This is a genomic window from Alteromonas sp. S167 (assembly GCF_036864375.1).
Classification (GTDB): domain Bacteria; phylum Pseudomonadota; class Gammaproteobacteria; order Enterobacterales; family Alteromonadaceae; genus Alteromonas.
This window is the reverse complement of sequence record NZ_JAZETR010000002.1, coordinates 326,955-343,454: the sequence shown is the minus strand read 5'-3', so window position 1 is coordinate 343,454 and position 16,500 is coordinate 326,955. Positions and strand designations below refer to the sequence as shown.

Genomic DNA, 16,500 nt, shown 5'->3' with positions numbered 1-16,500 from the left:
TATGTGCGCTTTCATGCCTTTCTATCTGCGCTACTTTTTGCGCCTCCGTACTTATACCTGCCAGTTTGTTTTTCGGCAGTATTTGTACCAGTGTTGAAGCAAGAGATCTCATCCAAACGCTTTACCACGCCGATTACACTCCAGATGCAGATGATGAAATTCCACGTTTCACACTCGATGGAGAGCTAGGTGTACTTCTGAATACAGGCAATACGTCTGCCAGTACAATAAAAGCGGCGGTGAATGCCGACCACGAAACCGAAAACTGGAGCAGCCTGTATTTTGCCGAGCTGCTATATAAAGAAAGCGGCACGCCAACTACTGAACGCGATGTTAGTGCACAACGTTTCTTCGCCAGTGCACAGTTTGATTATAAACTTCTTTCGCCTGGCCGCCGTTTATTCATGTATAGCGACATTGAAGACGATAGGTTTACTGGTTATGACCATCGAGCTTCACTGGCAGCGGGTTATTCACAACGTGTTTGGCGAAATGAGGACAGTGAGTTCAGGTACAGTATAGGACCTGGTTACACCTTCGTTGAAGCTGAAGAAGAAAATGATTTATTGATTAACGACGGCATTATTGTGCGAGCTTCGGCTGAATATAAATACTTTTGGCGCTCTGGTGCGCGTTTACGACAATTCCTAAGTACTGAAGCGGGTGATGAAAATACGCGATCTCGCTCTGAAACATCGCTGTCGGCTAATGTATTTGGCTCGTTAGCCATGAAGCTCTCTTTCATTTTAAACCATGAAACCGCTACAGCAGAGGATGTTGATGCGTTAAGTACTGAAACGTCTGTGGCCTTGGTATACCAATTCTTTTAATTGGCTACTGTTTGACATGATTTTGGCTATTTGTAGCTGAATCACGCTAAATATAAGGCTTTGCATTGACTGGACTAATGAAGTCGGTACACTGCGCAACATTCGATAGAACACTTTGTATACGCAGTTTTTGGTGTTGTACTCACGTTTCTTTTAATCGCGCTGTGCCCCTTACTTAGAGGTGCTTTGCACAGCTAATGGAAAGTTAATCAATAGGATTGTTCAATGAAAAAGCAAATGCTTGCATCACTTATTGCCTTATCACTGTCTAACGTTGCTTTTGCACAAGACGATGAAGTAAAACCGTTTACTATGGAAGGTGAGCTAGGCTTTATCTCGACAACGGGTAACACCGATACCACGTCTATTAACGCAGGTATTACAGCGCATCAAGAACTTGAAAACTGGAGTAATGACTATTTAGTTGAAGGCCTGTATCGTCAAGAGACCACAGAAGATGAAAACGGCGACGAAGAAGATGTTACATCTGCTCAAAAGTTCTTCGCGTCAGCGCAGGGTAACTATAAGCTAGATAACCCTGATTATCGTTTGTTTGGCTTTACCTCGTACGAAGATGACCGTTTCAGTAACTTTAACTACCAAGCAACAGTTGCGGCTGGTTGGAACCAAAAAGTACTTAAAAATAAGCGTCATACCCTAGAGTACTCAATTGGTCCGGGTTATGCGTTTGTTGAAACACAAGAAGGTGAAAGCCAAAACAGCATGATTATCCGTGCTTCAACAGTTTATTCTTGGAAAATTTCAGACACAGCTAAGTTTTCACAAACAGCTAGTACCGAGATAGGTGACGAGAACACTAAATCACGTGCTGAAAGTGCGCTAACAGCAACAATTAGCGGTAACCTGTCAATGCGTCTTTCATTTAAGCTAGACCACAACTCGCAGGTGGCTGAAGGCGTAGAAAAGCTTGATACTGAAACCGCAGTAAGCTTAGTTTATAACTTCTTCTAAAAGCTCACCGCGAGATATACACTTTAAACAAAAAACGCTGCAAATGCAGCGTTTTTTTATAAGTAGCAATTACCATTGGTATCGTAATCTTTAGAAGCGTAGTCTTTGTCAATATGCTTCCACTCACCAAGTAAAGTGCTTAGCCAAGTAAAGTGCTTAGTGAAGAATACGGGTTTTAATTGTGCCGTCTATCTGTTGTAACTCGGCTAGCGCTTCGTAACCGCGGTCTTCTTTTACATCTACCACTACATAACCAATTTCTGCGTTGGTTTGTAGGTACTGTGCTTCAATGTTGATGCCTTTCTCGGCAAACGCTTGGTTAATTTGAGTAAGAATACCAGGCTTATTCTTGTGAATATGAAGCAAGCGTGAGCGGTTAGTGTGCTCAGGAAGCGATACTTCTGGGAAGTTAACAGCAGATAGAGTTGAGCCATTATCACTGTATTTTGCAAGCTTACCCGCCACCTCAATACCAATGTTTTCTTGTGCTTCTTGTGTGCTACCGCCCACATGAGGTGTAAGAATAACGTTGTCGAACTTGCGTAGCGGCGACTGAAATTCTTCAGTGTTTGATTTTGGCTCTACCGGGAATACGTCAATTGCTGCACCGTTTAAGTGGCCACTTTCAAGTGCATCTGCCAATGCGTCAATTTCAACTACCGTACCACGCGACGCATTAATAAGAATGCTGCCAGGCTTCATTTGAGCAAGCTGTTCCGCGCCAATCATATTCTGTGTTTGTTGCGTTTCAGGCACGTGAAGCGATACAACGTCAGAGGTGTTTAATAGTTTCTCAAGCGACTTAACTTGGGCTGAGTTACCTAATACCAATTTATCTTCAATATCGAAAAACTGAACGCGCATGCCAAGGTGCTCGGCAAGAATGCTTAACTGTGTACCAATGTGACCGTAACCAATAATACCGAGCGTTTTGCCACGTGCTTCGTATGAACCTACAGCAGTTTTTTCCCATTCGCCTCGGTGCGCTTTAGCGTTTTTGCTAGGCACTTGGCGAAGCAGCAAAATAATTTGACCAAGCACTAGCTCAGCCACCGAGCGTGTGTTCGAGAATGGTGCGTTAAATACAGGGATACCACGGCGCTGCGTAGCGTTCAAATCAACCTGATTGGTACCAATACAAAAACAGCCAATAGCCACTAGCTTTTGTGCAGCATCAACCACTTTTTCAGTTATTTGTGTGCGCGAACGAATGCCAATAAAGTGGGCATCTTTAACTTTCTCGATCAACTCATCTTCTGGAAGCGAGGTTTTAAGAAACTCAATGTTGCTATAACCATTGTTCTTTAAGGTTTCCAATGCACTTTGATGGACACCCTCTAACAATACAATTCGGATTTTATCCTTCTCTAGTGAAACTTTGCTCATGAACTCGCTATCTCTCGCTGATGTATGGTGGATTGCTTATGCAGCGTTAACTCACTTTATAGTAAACGTCCAAATAAGACATCTAGACGTCTAAATGAAAGCTACCAGAAAACAGTAACACTTAAAAGTAGTATTTAGTAGAGGTGGCCATAAAGCACATGAATATATGTGCTTTATTTTTCAAGCCACATTTCAAGCCTTTGGCTTAGCCACTGGTAAAGCTACTTGAATGTGTCTACACCATTGTCTGTGGCCGACAACACTACGTCTGCGCCACGCAGCGCAAAAATGCCGTTGGTAACCACACCTGGAATGTTATTTATCTTTTGCTCAAGTTCTCTTGGGTTCACTATTTCTAAATTGTGCACATCAAGAATAACGTTACCGTTATCGGTAACAACGCTTTGTCGGTATTCTGGGTCTCCGCCAAGTTTTACTAACTCTCTAGCCACAAAAGACCTGGCCATAGGAATCACCTCAACCGGAAGAGGGAATTTGCCTAGCACAGGCACGCGTTTGCTCTCATCAACAATACACACGAACGTAGTTGCTGCACCGGCTACAATTTTTTCGCGAGTTAGCGCAGCACCGCCGCCCTTAATCATGTGCATGTGCTCGGTTACTTCGTCTGCACCATCGATATAGACAGATAAATTGCTTACATCGTTAAGTTCGAACACTTCAATACCTAGCGCTTTTAAGCGCTCAGTAGACGCTTCTGAACTAGAAACAGCACCTTCGATTTTGTGTTTTATTTTACCTAACTCTTCAATAAAAAAATTCACGGTTGAGCCTGTTCCAACACCAACAATGCTGTCGGCTTCAACGTAATCAATGGCAGCTTTCGCTACGGCTTGTTTTTTTGCGTTCTGATCCATGTTCACTCTCGAGGGCTAATTTTTGTGTGAAGTGTAACCGAATTAAAGCCACGAACCTACAGAAAGCTGACCATATTCTTTAGTGCGAAAAAGCATAAGGATACGCTGTCAATGATGAGATCAAAAAAACGCGGCCAAAGCCGCGTTTTGAAAGTGTGAATGCTAATTTATGCTTTGGCTTCTGGAAGCTTTAGCTGAATTTGTTGAGGTACTAGCTTCAGAACCCAGCGACGGCAGCCGTGCCAAAAAGCTGATAGCAGTAGTAGAGTAGAACCTATACATAGCCCGGTAACGGCGAAGCTTGAGGTTACCATTCCGAAGTTTTCCATGAGTGCCGAGAACGTGTAAATAACATAAACCAGCGCACTAACCATAATGGCTCTGCGATCTACTGCAATAGAGATGAGTGCCAACAGAACATAAAGTGCAAGTACAACAAGCGATACTAACAAACTGCCGCTTCCCTCTAGTACGCCTAAACCTTGGAAAATAGGATGCACAATCATAGGCGCTGAAATAAGGTGAAGCCAAAACGCCACGTCAGAAGCACGGGTTTGTCTGGCGGTATCTTTGCTGTCCCAGTACATTGCTAGGCCAAAAATAAGCAATCCACACACTAAAACAATGTTGTTCACGTAAAGGGTGGTAATAGGGAACAAATAAGCAATTGAGCCCACAATACCTGCGGTAAACGTAGCAGCGCCTGCGGCAACGGTAATGGGTACACGGAAACGAACCCAATGCACAATTGCGCCTAAAGAGGTAATAAGCCCAGATACTAGTAATGTCAGTTCCTTAGACTCTGGCTGGAATAAAATTGGGGTTGCAAATAAACCAACTAAAAATGACAGCAGCAGTGCAATAGCAGGTAGCGCCATTCTGCGCTTATTAACGAAATACTCAGCTAAGCCCCACGAGCCCGCTGCCACGGCAACGCCACCTAAAGGTGGTGCAATGTTATAGCCAATCCAAGCTAAAGACGCCAGAAGTAAAGCACTAGCGATAACCACAAAAATATCGTTAAAGCCGCTTAAAAGACGAAAGTTTTCCTCGTCTACTGTATAACTGTTTCTGGTTTCATTAATAAACTGGCGAAATTGCGTTACGTCGTTTTGCTTAAGCACGTTGTGCTTTACGGCAAGTGTTAAGTCTTCATCAGTGTACATAGGCTATTTTCCTTTATTGTTATGCCGCAGCTAAATACTAAACGTGTTTTAGTAATGCCTTTAATAGCAATGGCAATATCAGTGCCAAAATAAATTTAGCCATTAAAACAGGGGTTTAAGTTCTAAGCGGTAGGGGGTGTAACAATTTTAACCATGTGGTTTTAAGAAAAATGACGAAGATGTTGTTGTTTTAACCACTTGAACTGCAAAAGGCGTGTAGGGGTAATAATGGCATTAAGCGGTATATCCCAAGGTGCAATTGGCAAACGTTCCACCTCTTGAACGTCGTGGGCGACGCCGATTAAGAGTGGCTTGTGCGTAGTTCGCTTCGTAAACGCTAACGTGCGATCATAATAACCGCCGCCCATTCCTAAGCGATTTCCCTTCGTATCAAACCCTACTAAGGGCATTAAAATTACATCAAGCTGTGATGAAGGTATAACACTAGGGCAGGCCAGTACTGGCTCTTCAATGTTGTATTTGTTTTTTACCAACGCCGTGTTTTCGTCAAATTTAAGAAACAACAGGTACCCCTTACAAACGGGGTGCAGCACAGGCAAAGAAAAGCGAACGTTGGGTAACGTATTTCGGGCTTGTTGCATAAATGGCGATAAGTTTACTTCGCCATCGTTCACTAAATATGATGCTGTATTTATCGTTGTTTGTTGTGAACACTCATTGCTGTGATTCGAAAAAAACGAAGCAAAAAATTCATTCAACTGTGTTGTTATTGCGTTAGCTGCTTCTATTTGTGCGCTATCCGCTAGCGACTTGCGTGCAGTGCGCAAGCTTTTACGCAGTGTCCTTCTTGCGGATTCCGTGTGATGCGAAATACTGGCTGTGCTATTCGATGAGTAATCAGTTGAATTAGTCATAGCGGCTATTAGCGTGCGCTTAAAAATAGGTTAAGCACGTTGACGAGCTCCGTGCTGTCTATTGGCTTTGTTAGCACAGCATTAAGCCCTTTTTCTTTCAGCGCGGCTTCTTGAGTTATCACGTCAGCCGTAAGGGCTACTACTGGCAGGTCGGGCATTATCGCTTTAATCTGTGACGTAGCTTCATCGCCTTGTATACCGGGCAAATTCAAATCCATAAACACTAAATCGACAGGGTTAGACCTCACGTATTCCACACCTTCTTCCCCAGTGCCTACGATCGCAAGCGGTACGCCAAGCTTCTCGAATAAGGTTTGAATAACCACTTGGTTTATATGATGGTCTTCAACTACCAACACGTTCACAGAGGTGGATACATTTAATTGCGCCACATAGCTTTTTGGCTGCGCCTCAATAAATGTGTTGTCGCTCACTTCATCTGCAGGCAGCGAGACTAAAATGCGGGTGCCTTCGTTTAGCTTACTACTTACTTTTATGGTGCCATCCATTAGCTCAATAAGACGTTTCGAAATATTAAGCCCTAAGCCTGTTCCTCTTATTTGATGCGCATTTTGCATTCGCTCAAACGGCGTGAAAAGGCGCTTCTTATCCTCTTCACTCATGCCAATGCCTTCATCAACCACGCTAAATAGTAGTTTACCTGCTTTGTATTTAACCTGAACATTTACCGATTTGTTTACTGGTGTAAATTTAATGGCGTTCGACAATATATTAAGCGCTACTTGCCCCAACTTTGTATCGTCAAAAAACAGCGCGCTTGGTACCGAACCGTCTACGCGGGTGGAAAATTTAATGTTGCTGTCTTCTGCACGAATACTCGTTAATGAAAACAAATGGGTGAAAAAGTCTTTGGTGTTTACCGTTCGCGGCAAAACGCGCATTTTACCCGCTTCAATTTGCTTGATGTCTAACACAGAGTTTACGATTTCAAGCAAACGTTCACCGCTTTTGCTCACATGCGATAACGGCGTAGAAAAACTATCTGGTAGCGATAGCTTTTGCGCTTCTGCTTCAAGTAAATGGCTGAAGGTATTAATGGCATTTAACGGCGTTCTAATTTCATGACTAACATACGACAAAAAATCAGACTTAAACTGACTGGTGCGCTCTAATTCTCTGTTTTTTCTTTTTAATTCTAAATGCGCTACTACGGCCTTACTTAACGTTTTTAACGATGCTCGTTGTTCGTTAGTAATTTGCCGAGGCTTTTTATCAATGGCACATAGTGTGCCAATAGCGTGGCCACTTGGTGTAATTAATGGCGCGCCCGCGTAAAAACGGATATCCGGCGAACCTGTTACTAGCGGATTGTCATGAAATCTAGGGTCTTCTGCAGCGTCCGGTACTTCAAAAATTTCATCTTGTAAAATAGCGTGCGAACAAAAAGCGATGTCTCTTGAAGTTTCTTGTGCATCAAGGCCTACTCGTGACTTAAACCATTGGCGGTCTGGGTCTATAAGACTAATAAGTGCAATGGGCGTTTCACAGATTTGAGAAGCCAATGAAGTGAGATCGTCAAACAGCTGCTCGGCTTCAGTATCAAGCACATCGTAGCTGAGCAGTTCAGCTAAGCGTTCGTCTTCGTTCTCTGGAATAGGGGCTGATTTCATAAAAACTTCGTATCACTGCACAAATAAAAAAGGGCCGTATTTCTACAGCCCTTTTACATTAACACACTGCTTTTACAGTGCGTAGGTATCTATGAATAATTGTTCCAGTTTGGCGTGGTCTACCTTAGTAGCCACTTTTATGGTTTTCGCCTCGTTCCACAGTGGGCTAGGTGTTGTACCTTTTGGCGCAACTACCGTCTGACCTCTGTCTAACTCGCTGGTGCCAACGCGAGCGTGGCCTTCTGTGAGTTCAAATAACTCTGGGTGACGTAAATGCGCAAGCGGGAATGCATCATGGAAGAAGCATACGCGGTCTTCACGGTTCTGAGAGTAGAAGTCCATGTAGAACTGTGCGCTCTCTTTAACGAAGCCACCTAGTGTTTTGTTCTTCTCTTCAAGCTTCTCTACAAAAACAGGAGAGAAAGGCGTGAAGTTCGTAACGTCTAGACCAAACATGGTTAGGTCCCAGTCGGCTGCAAATACAATTTCTGCCGCGTGAGCGTCGTTCCAAATATTGGCTTCAGCAACAGGTGTAACATTGCCCGGTACAAAAGCTGCACCGCCCATAATGCTTACGCCTTTAACCAATTTTGGAAGGTCTGGTTCTAAACGTAGCGCAAGTGCTAAGTTACCCAGTGGACCAATAGCCACGATAGTAATTTCGCCTGGATATTTACGCGCCATATCAACAATGAATTGTGCAGAGCTACGCGGATCTAGTTCAGTCTTAGGAGCTTCAGGTTTAATGTCGCCGAAACCGTAGTCACCGTGTACAAAGTGCGCATAAGTCGACTCTGGACCAACCCAAGGCATACCAACGCCTTTAGTAACTGGTATATCTTTGCCTGCCATTTCACACAGCGTAAGCGCGTTTTGCGCTGCCATGGTAACCGGCACGTTACCAAACACTGTAGTAAGACCTAGAACTTCGATATCTGGTGATTGAAAGGCGAAGAAGATCGCCATCGCATCATCAATCCCCGGATCTGTGTCTAAAATAATTTTATGTGCCATTAATTTTTCTCAGTGCGTTCTGCTAGTTGGTATGTTTCGCTAGGAAACGATCCACTTCTTTTTCTGATGGAATGCTTTGTGCTGCACCTTCACGCGTTACCGCGATAGCCGATGCACCACAGCCACGACGCAATGCTTGTTTTGCGTCTGCGTGATTACTGTATGCTGACAGGAAGTAGCCAATAAACGTGTCGCCCGCTGCTGTTGTGTCAACCGCATCTACAGAAAACGCTTTAACTTCTACTACTTCATTTTTACGCAGCATCATTACACCCGCTTTACCAAGTGTAATTATGACTTCGCAATGCGACCAGTTTTCTTTAAAAACAGTCACGATATCTTCTAGCGATTCTTTTTCGGTTATGGCGGCCGCTTCGGTTTCGTTTACGATAAGTAAATCAACACACTCGAGCGGAAGCTGTTTAACCGACTCGCTCATAGGCGCAGGGTTAAACGCTACTTTAAGGTGCTTTTCTTTTGCTTGGCGAAGTACTTCTTCAATGCTGCTGGTTTCGTTTTGTGTTAATACCCAGTCAGAAGGCTTCGCACCGTCAAGCGCCTGCATCACTGTTTTTGCAGTAATGGTTTGGTTTGCACCACCAAACAGCACAATGGCATTTTCGCCACTAGGAGTAACTTGAATGATTGCATGACCTGAAGGAGTTTCTGAACATTTTACGCCGCGACAATCTACACCTTTTTTAATAAGTGCTTGTTTGAATGCTGCGTCATTTTCATGAATGCTGCCAACATGGAGAACGTCTGCGCCGGCTTGTGCTAGGGCAATGGATTGGTTTGCGCCTTTACCGCCTAACAGCGTTTGATAATGTGTAGAGGCCAGCGTTTCGCCAGGTTGTACAAAATGTTCTACCTGATAAACGTGGTCGATGTTTATAGAGCCAAAATTAATTATTGCCATTTCTTCTTCCGTCGAAAGAGGGCGCTTCCCAGAATGCCGCTGTCCATGTTTCGCCCGTGAACCGAAAAGTTCAGGGCGGAAGCATCACAGTTGCCGTAGGCTTCTCGATACTAGTCGAGCTTGCACAATAGCATCCGTTTCAACTTCCTAGGTTTAAAGCATCGGCCAGGGACATGAATGAACTAGCAAACATCCCAGGAAACATTGTAGTTGTATAAAACGCAACAGGGTATCTCAAACGCGCAGTTCAGTGAAGAGGATCACTTGTTGCGCTTAGTAACAAATTTGCGTACGTGATTATTACTGCTGAAAAGAATTTAACATTTTCTTGACCAGTTGGTCAGCAATTATACACGCATCTTCAAGAAGCTCAAATGTATAACAAACACCGTTGTAGCCGAAAGCGTTGTTACCCAGCTTACTACTGGTAGCGTTGCGAGTGGAATTCCATATCCAAGGTTTGTGATCTTAGATGAAAGATTGCGATGTTGCCAGTGAATCTACGGGAATTTCGTTAATTGTGCTTCTAACTGCACAGCGAGTAATCAACCGGTTTTTAATTTCAGCACATTTCATTGTTTTTACAATTTGCGCAAGGGGACTAACTAGCAAGAATAGGCTTTCTACGTTGAATTTTGCTAGTATAAACGCCATACCTAAATTGTTGTGAAGCGGCCTAGTAGGTAGATAACGCCGTATTATTGTCACAGCTTTTATTAGCTTAATGAATAAAGAGAACTCTTCGTGGAAAAACAGCTCGATTACGACAGCGTAAGTAACAAACTTTCTCAGCACGGTATTATTGTAGATGGCGCAGAAGTGCAGGGCATTCTATGCGGTATGTTGTGTGGCGGCATGTCACTTATCGACCAGAAATGGCTAGAGGCATTAAGTGAAACCATTAATAACGGTGAGAGTTTTAACGACCAAACCACGTTTTTACTGAACTCTCTGTTTAACCAAACCTGTCAGCAACTGCTTGAGCCAGAGTTTGCCCTAAATTTACTGCTGCCCGACGACCAAGCGCCTATTAACGATAGAGGGGCTGCACTTATCAATTGGGTTCAAGGCTTTATGCTTGGCTTTGGCTTGCATCAGCAAGATTTAATGCAGTGTTCTGATGATGTAAAAGAAGCACTTGAAGATTTCTCTGATATTTCGCGTATGGAAGAGCCGATGGACGCCGATGAGGAATCTGAAAAAGCCTTATTCGAAGTAATAGAATATGTGAAAATTTCAGCAATTCTGTGTTTCAGTGAATTAGGCCAGTCGCTTCTTGATGACCAACAAGAAACGCCCTCAGTACATTAAGGTGCATTAGGTAAAGGAGAAGGCTACCTAGAATGATAAGTGCGCAAGAGTTTATCGCCCGTCAAGACCGGCTGCTGGCACAATGCCAACCAAACAGCGTTTGTATAATTCCAGCTGCCTCTACGGTTACACGCAGCAGAGACACCGAATACACCTTTAGACAAAATAGCGACTTTTGGTATTTAACCGGTTTTGAAGAGCCTAATGCATGGCTTATTTTGTCGAATCACCCGCGCTATGGTGAAAGTTATCGTGCAATGGTGGTTCAGCCCAAAGATAAAAGTGCTGAAATTTGGCATGGTAAACGTTTGGGGGCAGAGGCCGCGTTATCACGTTTTAGTTTAGACGAAGCTTTCGAACTACAAGAGCTTGAAGAGGCATTGCTTGAATCGCTGCAGGGGCAGGATAATGTGTATTTTGCTCTGGGACAGGTAGACGCGCACGATAAATTATTTACGCAAGCTATCACCACATTGCGCGAGGCCCCCAAAGAGTCACTGGCTCCAAAGGCCATTCATGACGTAAGCCCGCTATTACATGAAATGCGTTTGTTTAAGTCGGCCTGTGAGATAGCCACCATGAAGGCTGCAGCTGAAATTAGTGCACGTGCCCACGCTCGCGCTATGCATTTTGCCAAACCTGGCTGCTATGAGTATCAGCTAGAAGCTGAAATTCACCATGAATTTGCCATGGCCGGCGCACGTTCTCCAGCTTATAGCAGCATTGTAGGTAGCGGTAATAACGCGTGTATTTTGCATTACACCGAAAATAACGCACAAGTGAGCGACGGTGACCTAGTGCTCATTGATGCTGGCGCAGAATACCAAGGCTATGCAGCAGACATTACTCGCACCTTTCCCGTAAACGGGAAATTTAGAAAAGCACAGCGCGATATATACAGCGTTGTGCTTAAAGCGCAGAAAGCGGTATTAGATGCATTAGCACCTGGCGTTACGTTAAGTGAAATGATGGTGCTAAGTACCGAGATTATCAATGAGGGGCTTGTAGAATTAGGTATTCTTGAAGGCAGCGTAGCTAATAACCTAGAGCAGGAAAACTGGCGTCATTTCTACATGCACGGGCTGGGGCATTTTATTGGCTTAGACGTTCACGATGTGGGTAATTACAAAATTGACGGTGAAGATCGCCCACTTAAACCAGGTATGGTGATTACCGTTGAACCCGGTATTTACATCAGTGACGACAGTGACGTGCCCGATATGTATAAAGGTATTGGCGTTCGTATAGAAGATGACGTGGTCATTACAGCCACCGGCGTTGATGTACTTACTGCTGATGTGCCAAAAGAGATAGATGAAATTGAAACGCTTATGCGTAAATGATCGCTTGAGTGAAAATGAAATGTCTTTAAATTGAAACGTTTGCGGCGCTTGCGCATAATCTGCGAAGGCGCGAATGCTCTAAGCGTGATTAACAATAAAAAAGAGAGAAACGATTGGTGAAGTCGGTAGACGTAGCAATAGTTGGGGGTGGTATTGTAGGTACTGTACTAGCCAAAGGGCTTTCTGAGCACGCGCATTTAAATGTGGCGCTTATCGATGCTGCAGACCCTACATTACAAACCAGCGAAAACCAAAACTTTAACCCCTTCACCGACACTCGCGTTATCGCATTGGCAAGACGTACTATTAATGAGCTTACTCACTTGGGCATTGAAGTTGACGAGCTTGCCAAGCATTTTCAGGGCGAAATGCCGCCTCTTATTAAACACATTGAAGTTAGCGACAAAGGCCACCTTGGGCTGGTAGAGCTAAACCATCAAGACTACAACATTTCAGCCTTCGGGCGAGTAGTGGCGTTAAGTGCATTAACACGACTGGTACTTGATGCCGGTAAAGGCTTTACGCATATTGCACCTGCCCGCGTATCGCGCGTTATGCAACATCAAGAATTCTGTGAAGTTGTGTTAGATAACGGTGAAAGCATATCGGCCAAGTTGTTGGTGTTAGCTGATGGCGGGCGTTCTGGTCTTGCTCAACAATTGGGTATTGATAAAACTACTACAGATTACAAGCAAACCGCGCTGGTATTTAATGTTCACACACAGCTTCCCCATGAAAACAAAGCCTACGAGCGTTTTACGGCATCAGGCCCTTTGGCCTTTTTACCATTTGATAGCGAAATAAACGGCGAAAAGGCATCGGGTAACGGCTTCTCTGTAGTGTGGACAGTAGACAGTGATGAAGCCGAAAGCATAAAAGCGCTAAGCACTGATGCATTTATGCTTAAACTGCAAGACGCGTTTGGTTATCGCCAAGGTAAAATAGTACGCGTAAGTAACGTTGCTAGTTACCCGCTAGCGCTTACTATGGCCAATAGAGTGGCATGCCATCGCACCGTATTGGTAGGTAATGCAGCACAATCGCTACATCCCATAGCAGGGCAGGGCTTTAATTTAGGTCTTCGTGATATTAGTGCACTTATTGATGTGGTAACAAAAACACGCTCAACGGATGCAAACAGCACCAACTTTGATGCCGGCAGTTTTTATGTAACGAATACATACGCTAAGCGCCGTAAAAGTGATAGAAGTAACACCGTAACGCTTACCGATACCTTGGTAAGAACGTTTTCGAATCACTATTTTCCAACAGTAGTGGGGCGCAATATTTCACTGTTAGCGTTCAGTGCAGTGCCAATGGCAAAACGCGCGTTTGTAAAGCAAACTACAGGCTATGCAGATAGCACGTTAGGGCAATAATAAGAAGGTTGAACAAAGAAAATCATGCAGCACGTTGATATAGCTATTGTTGGTGGTGGTATTGTGGGTTTAACCCTTGCCGCTGCATTAAAGAAAAGCGAGTTAAGCATCGCTGTTATCGATAAAAAAGCAAGCCAACAGCCTCTTGCAGAAAAACCTACCGCCCGCGTAAGCGCCATCAATCAGGCTAACATTGCAGCACTACAGCAGCTTGATGTTTGGGAACACGTTCAACAAGATAGAGCAAGTGCTTACACCCATATGCATGTATGGGACAAAGACAGCTTTGGCGATATCCATTTTGCCTGTGATGAAATGGGAAGTGAAGCACTTGGCGTTATTATGGAAAATCAGGCGTTGGTAAACGGGTTGTCTGATGCGGTGACGGCACAACCCAACGTGCAGATAGTTACAGCGGGAATAGAGCGCGTGCTAGCGGGTCCAAACCAAACCATGTTAATGCTAGAAAATAACGACGCAATAAGCTGTCGTTTGCTAGTAGGCGCAGACGGCGGCAACTCGTATGTTCGTAAGCAGGCTGGTTTTCCGATAACGTTTAAAGACTACGAACACACCGCGATTGTTGCCAATATTCGCACCAAAGAGCCGCATAATAAAGTTGCACGCCAGGCGTTTACGCCGACTGGGCCCCTTGCGCTACTTCCCATGGCAGACCCACACGTTTGTTCTATCGTGTGGTCGCAAAGCCCCGAAGCCGCTGGGGCATTGATGAACATGGATGATACCGATTTTTGCAACGCGCTAAGCGCCGCCAGTAACAGCGTATTGGGTACGGCATCGCTTGAAACACAGCGTGTCAACTTTCCTTTAACCATGCGCTATGCAAGAGAGTGGGCAAAAAATGGCGTAGTGCTAGTAGGCGATGCAGCGCACACCATTCACCCGTTGGCAGGGCAGGGCGCTAATTTGGGTATGCAAGATGCCCTTGCGCTGGCTGAATTGCTAATGCAATTAGAAGCACAAAACAAAGATATTGGGCTGCATAAGCATTTGCGCCCCTACGAGCGCAGCCGTAAAACTGAAGCAATGAAAATGATAGCGGCGATGGATGGGTTTAAATTCTTATTTGACGGCGACGACCCTATTAAAAAGCTTATTCGCGGTATAGGTTTAACTGCGACTAACAAACTTGATGTGGTAAAGAATGCGTTTGTAAGCCACGCTATGGGTTTGTGATATTAACTCTTTACCGCACTTACGTTTTATATGAAAAATCATCGCGAATAGCTTTGAAAGTCACACTACAAGAAGGGAATTAGGGTATGGATAAACGACACTTTTTAAAGTTTTTCGGTGCAGCTGCTGCAGCTGCTCCTATGGCATCGCTAGCCAAATTAAGCGATGTCGACACCTCAAGCAGCCCAGATCCCAGCACCCTTAATAACATTACAGGAAGTAGCACCCCTATTTCACTTGCCGAGCGTCGCTCACGTATTGAAAAAGCACAAGCGTTAATGAAGCAGCACGATATGGCGGCAATTCTTGTAGAGCCTGGTGCCGCAATGGATTATTTCTCTGGTGTACAGTGGTGGAGAAGCGAGCGTTTAACCGCACTTATTATCCCTCAGAAAGGCGAAGTAGCTGTGGTTACGCCTTTCTTTGAAAAGCCAAGCGTTATGGAGTCGCTAAAAGTAGGCGACGATGTTCGCGTGTGGCAAGAGCATGAAAGTCCGTTCGACGTAGTAGCAGATATATTAAAAGCACGTGGAATAACATCAGGTAACTTAGGCTTTGAAAGCAGCGTGCGCTATTTCGTTGTTTCGGGTATGTCGAAGGCTATGCCTGCAATGAATATTGTGCCCGCGGAGCCCGTGACCCTTGGCTGCAGAATGTATAAAAGCGCAGCAGAGCTTACGCTTATGCATAAAGCCAACGAAGTTACGTTGCGCGCTTACGCGTTTGTATTTAACAACTTGAAAATAGGCATGAGTCAGCAAGATGTGAAAGTGCTTATGAATAGTGCTCAGCAACAGTTAGGTGGCAGCAATACGTGGTGTTTGGCGCTGTTTAACGACGCCAGTGCGTATCCTCATGGCACCAATGCAAAGCAAGTTATTCGCGAAGGCTCTGTGGTACTGCTTGATAGTGGCTGTAGCGTTAATGGCTATCAAAGTGATATTAGCCGAACGTTAGTGTTTGGAAAGGCATCACAAAAAGTTGAAGACGTATGGAACACCGTACGAGAAGGGCAGAATGTTGCTTTCGCAGCGGCCAAAGTAGGCGAGCCTGCTGGCGCTGTTGATGATGCGGTTCGTGCTTATTACGCAAGCAAAGGTTACAGCAAAGATTACGCGTTACCGGGGCTTAGTCACAGAACCGGCCATGGCATCGGTATGGAAGGCCATGAGAGCGTGAATTTTGTTAGAGGTGAAAAAACTGTGCTTGAAAAAGGTATGTGCTTTTCAAACGAACCTGGCTTGTACGTTCCGGGAGAATTCGGCGTGAGGCTAGAAGACTGCCTGTATATGACAAACTCAGGCCCCACATACTTCACAGAACCACCAAGTTCATTAATACGCCCCTTGGGTAAGCTTGTACCTTTAAGCGTGTAGCGTAGATGGGTTGGCTTAGTCGTTCAGTTTGTCTGAGCGCTTTGCCACGTTTTCCTGCGTAAGTGAATCTATAAACACGGGCGTTTTACTAAGTTGCTCCAAGCGCTTTGTTTCTTCCTTGAAAAAGTACATTACCGCAAGAACAACAACGAAAGTGATCAATACTGCTGCGATCATCGATTGGCTCCAATACTCTTTCTGGTTAATAGGGTAGATCGCTTGA

The 16,500-nt window shown here is 44.6% G+C and carries 15 protein-coding genes and 1 other RNA gene; 7 read left to right on the top strand and 9 right to left on the bottom strand.

All coding sequences use genetic code 11. The annotated features are described in order from the left end of the window. The first annotated feature begins 65 nt into the window (after positions 1–65). Together V7R35_RS04745 and V7R35_RS04740 are read left to right on the top strand one after the other, a co-directional pair. The gene (locus V7R35_RS04745; RefSeq protein WP_334013561.1) at positions 66–830 is read left to right on the top strand and encodes a DUF481 domain-containing protein; all 765 of its coding nucleotides are present in this window, start codon (positions 66–68) and stop codon (positions 828–830) included. A 225-nt stretch (positions 831–1,055) separates the two neighbouring features. Then, positions 1,056–1,802 (top strand): DUF481 domain-containing protein, encoded by a 747-nt coding sequence (locus tag V7R35_RS04740; protein ID WP_334013560.1) that lies wholly within the window; start codon positions 1,056–1,058, stop codon positions 1,800–1,802. 156 nt (positions 1,803–1,958) lie between these two features. On the opposite strand, the gene serA is transcribed toward V7R35_RS04740, so the two are convergent. From serA to ssrS, 8 genes are all read right to left on the bottom strand, one after another. Further along, positions 1,959–3,188, bottom strand: coding sequence for a phosphoglycerate dehydrogenase (gene serA, locus V7R35_RS04735; protein ID WP_334013559.1), 1,230 nt, complete (start codon positions 3,186–3,188; stop codon positions 1,959–1,961). A gap of 221 nt (positions 3,189–3,409) precedes the next feature. After that, positions 3,410–4,066 carry a ribose-5-phosphate isomerase RpiA gene (gene rpiA, locus V7R35_RS04730; protein ID WP_334013558.1) on the bottom strand — a complete coding sequence of 219 codons (657 nt, stop codon included), beginning with the start codon at positions 4,064–4,066 and terminating at the stop codon, positions 3,410–3,412. A 167-nt stretch (positions 4,067–4,233) separates the two neighbouring features. Beyond that, positions 4,234–5,232 (bottom strand): hypothetical protein, encoded by a 999-nt coding sequence (locus V7R35_RS04725; RefSeq protein ID WP_334013557.1) that lies wholly within the window; start codon positions 5,230–5,232, stop codon positions 4,234–4,236. A gap of 161 nt (positions 5,233–5,393) precedes the next feature. After that, positions 5,394–6,107, bottom strand: a complete 714-nt coding sequence (locus V7R35_RS04720) for a 5-formyltetrahydrofolate cyclo-ligase (RefSeq protein WP_334013556.1) — start codon at positions 6,105–6,107, stop codon at positions 5,394–5,396. Between the two features lie 8 nt (positions 6,108–6,115). Next, complete coding sequence (locus V7R35_RS04715) at positions 6,116–7,738, bottom strand: hybrid sensor histidine kinase/response regulator (protein WP_334013555.1); 1,623 nt, start codon at positions 7,736–7,738, stop codon at positions 6,116–6,118. A 72-nt stretch (positions 7,739–7,810) separates the two neighbouring features. After that, positions 7,811–8,752: a nucleoside hydrolase gene (locus tag V7R35_RS04710; RefSeq protein WP_334013554.1), complete on the bottom strand. Its 942-nt coding sequence runs from the start codon at positions 8,750–8,752 to the stop codon at positions 7,811–7,813. A 22-nt stretch (positions 8,753–8,774) separates the two neighbouring features. Next, positions 8,775–9,671, bottom strand: coding sequence for a ribokinase (locus tag V7R35_RS04705; RefSeq protein WP_334013553.1), 897 nt, complete (start codon positions 9,669–9,671; stop codon positions 8,775–8,777). Between the two features lie 21 nt (positions 9,672–9,692). Next, positions 9,693–9,875, bottom strand: a non-coding RNA gene (gene ssrS / locus V7R35_RS04700) — 6S RNA. Positions 9,876–10,415: 540 nt separating this feature from the next. Here ssrS and V7R35_RS04695 point away from each other — a divergent pair. The 5 genes from V7R35_RS04695 to V7R35_RS04675 all read left to right on the top strand — a co-directional run bounded on the left by V7R35_RS04695 (position 10,416) and on the right by V7R35_RS04675 (position 16,277). Then, the gene (locus V7R35_RS04695) at positions 10,416–10,982 is read left to right on the top strand and encodes a UPF0149 family protein (RefSeq protein ID WP_334013552.1); all 567 of its coding nucleotides are present in this window, start codon (positions 10,416–10,418) and stop codon (positions 10,980–10,982) included. A 32-nt stretch (positions 10,983–11,014) separates the two neighbouring features. Then, positions 11,015–12,325 carry a Xaa-Pro aminopeptidase gene (gene pepP / locus V7R35_RS04690; protein WP_334013551.1) on the top strand — a complete coding sequence of 437 codons (1,311 nt, stop codon included), beginning with the start codon at positions 11,015–11,017 and terminating at the stop codon, positions 12,323–12,325. Positions 12,326–12,441: 116 nt separating this feature from the next. Next, positions 12,442–13,704 (top strand): 2-octaprenyl-6-methoxyphenyl hydroxylase, encoded by a 1,263-nt coding sequence (gene ubiH, locus V7R35_RS04685; protein ID WP_334013550.1) that lies wholly within the window; start codon positions 12,442–12,444, stop codon positions 13,702–13,704. 24 nt (positions 13,705–13,728) lie between these two features. Beyond that, positions 13,729–14,901: an FAD-dependent monooxygenase gene (locus tag V7R35_RS04680; RefSeq protein WP_334013549.1), complete on the top strand. Its 1,173-nt coding sequence runs from the start codon at positions 13,729–13,731 to the stop codon at positions 14,899–14,901. Between the two features lie 86 nt (positions 14,902–14,987). Next, positions 14,988–16,277 carry a M24 family metallopeptidase gene (locus V7R35_RS04675; protein WP_334013548.1) on the top strand — a complete coding sequence of 430 codons (1,290 nt, stop codon included), beginning with the start codon at positions 14,988–14,990 and terminating at the stop codon, positions 16,275–16,277. Between the two features lie 15 nt (positions 16,278–16,292). On the opposite strand, the gene V7R35_RS04670 is transcribed toward V7R35_RS04675, so the two are convergent. Next, entirely contained in the window at positions 16,293–16,454 is a 162-nt protein-coding gene (locus V7R35_RS04670; protein ID WP_334013547.1) for a hypothetical protein, read from the bottom strand. Between the last annotated feature and the right edge of the window lie 46 nt (positions 16,455–16,500).

Coding starts and splice junctions, on each gene's coding strand:
- V7R35_RS04740 (WP_334013560.1), top strand. CDS start 1,056: ATGAAAAAGCAAATGCTTGCATCACTTATTGCCTTATCACTGTCTAAC.
- serA (WP_334013559.1), bottom strand. CDS start 3,188: ATGAGCAAAGTTTCACTAGAGAAGGATAAAATCCGAATTGTATTGTTA.
- rpiA (WP_334013558.1), bottom strand. CDS start 4,066: ATGGATCAGAACGCAAAAAAACAAGCCGTAGCGAAAGCTGCCATTGAT.
- V7R35_RS04725 (WP_334013557.1), bottom strand. CDS start 5,232: ATGTACACTGATGAAGACTTAACACTTGCCGTAAAGCACAACGTGCTT.
- V7R35_RS04720 (WP_334013556.1), bottom strand. CDS start 6,107: ATGACTAATTCAACTGATTACTCATCGAATAGCACAGCCAGTATTTCG.
- V7R35_RS04715 (WP_334013555.1), bottom strand. CDS start 7,738: ATGAAATCAGCCCCTATTCCAGAGAACGAAGACGAACGCTTAGCTGAA.
- V7R35_RS04710 (WP_334013554.1), bottom strand. CDS start 8,752: ATGGCACATAAAATTATTTTAGACACAGATCCGGGGATTGATGATGCG.
- V7R35_RS04705 (WP_334013553.1), bottom strand. CDS start 9,671: ATGGCAATAATTAATTTTGGCTCTATAAACATCGACCACGTTTATCAG.
- pepP (WP_334013551.1), top strand. CDS start 11,015: ATGATAAGTGCGCAAGAGTTTATCGCCCGTCAAGACCGGCTGCTGGCA.
- V7R35_RS04680 (WP_334013549.1), top strand. CDS start 13,729: ATGCAGCACGTTGATATAGCTATTGTTGGTGGTGGTATTGTGGGTTTA.
- V7R35_RS04675 (WP_334013548.1), top strand. CDS start 14,988: ATGGATAAACGACACTTTTTAAAGTTTTTCGGTGCAGCTGCTGCAGCT.
- V7R35_RS04670 (WP_334013547.1), bottom strand. CDS start 16,454: ATGATCGCAGCAGTATTGATCACTTTCGTTGTTGTTCTTGCGGTAATG.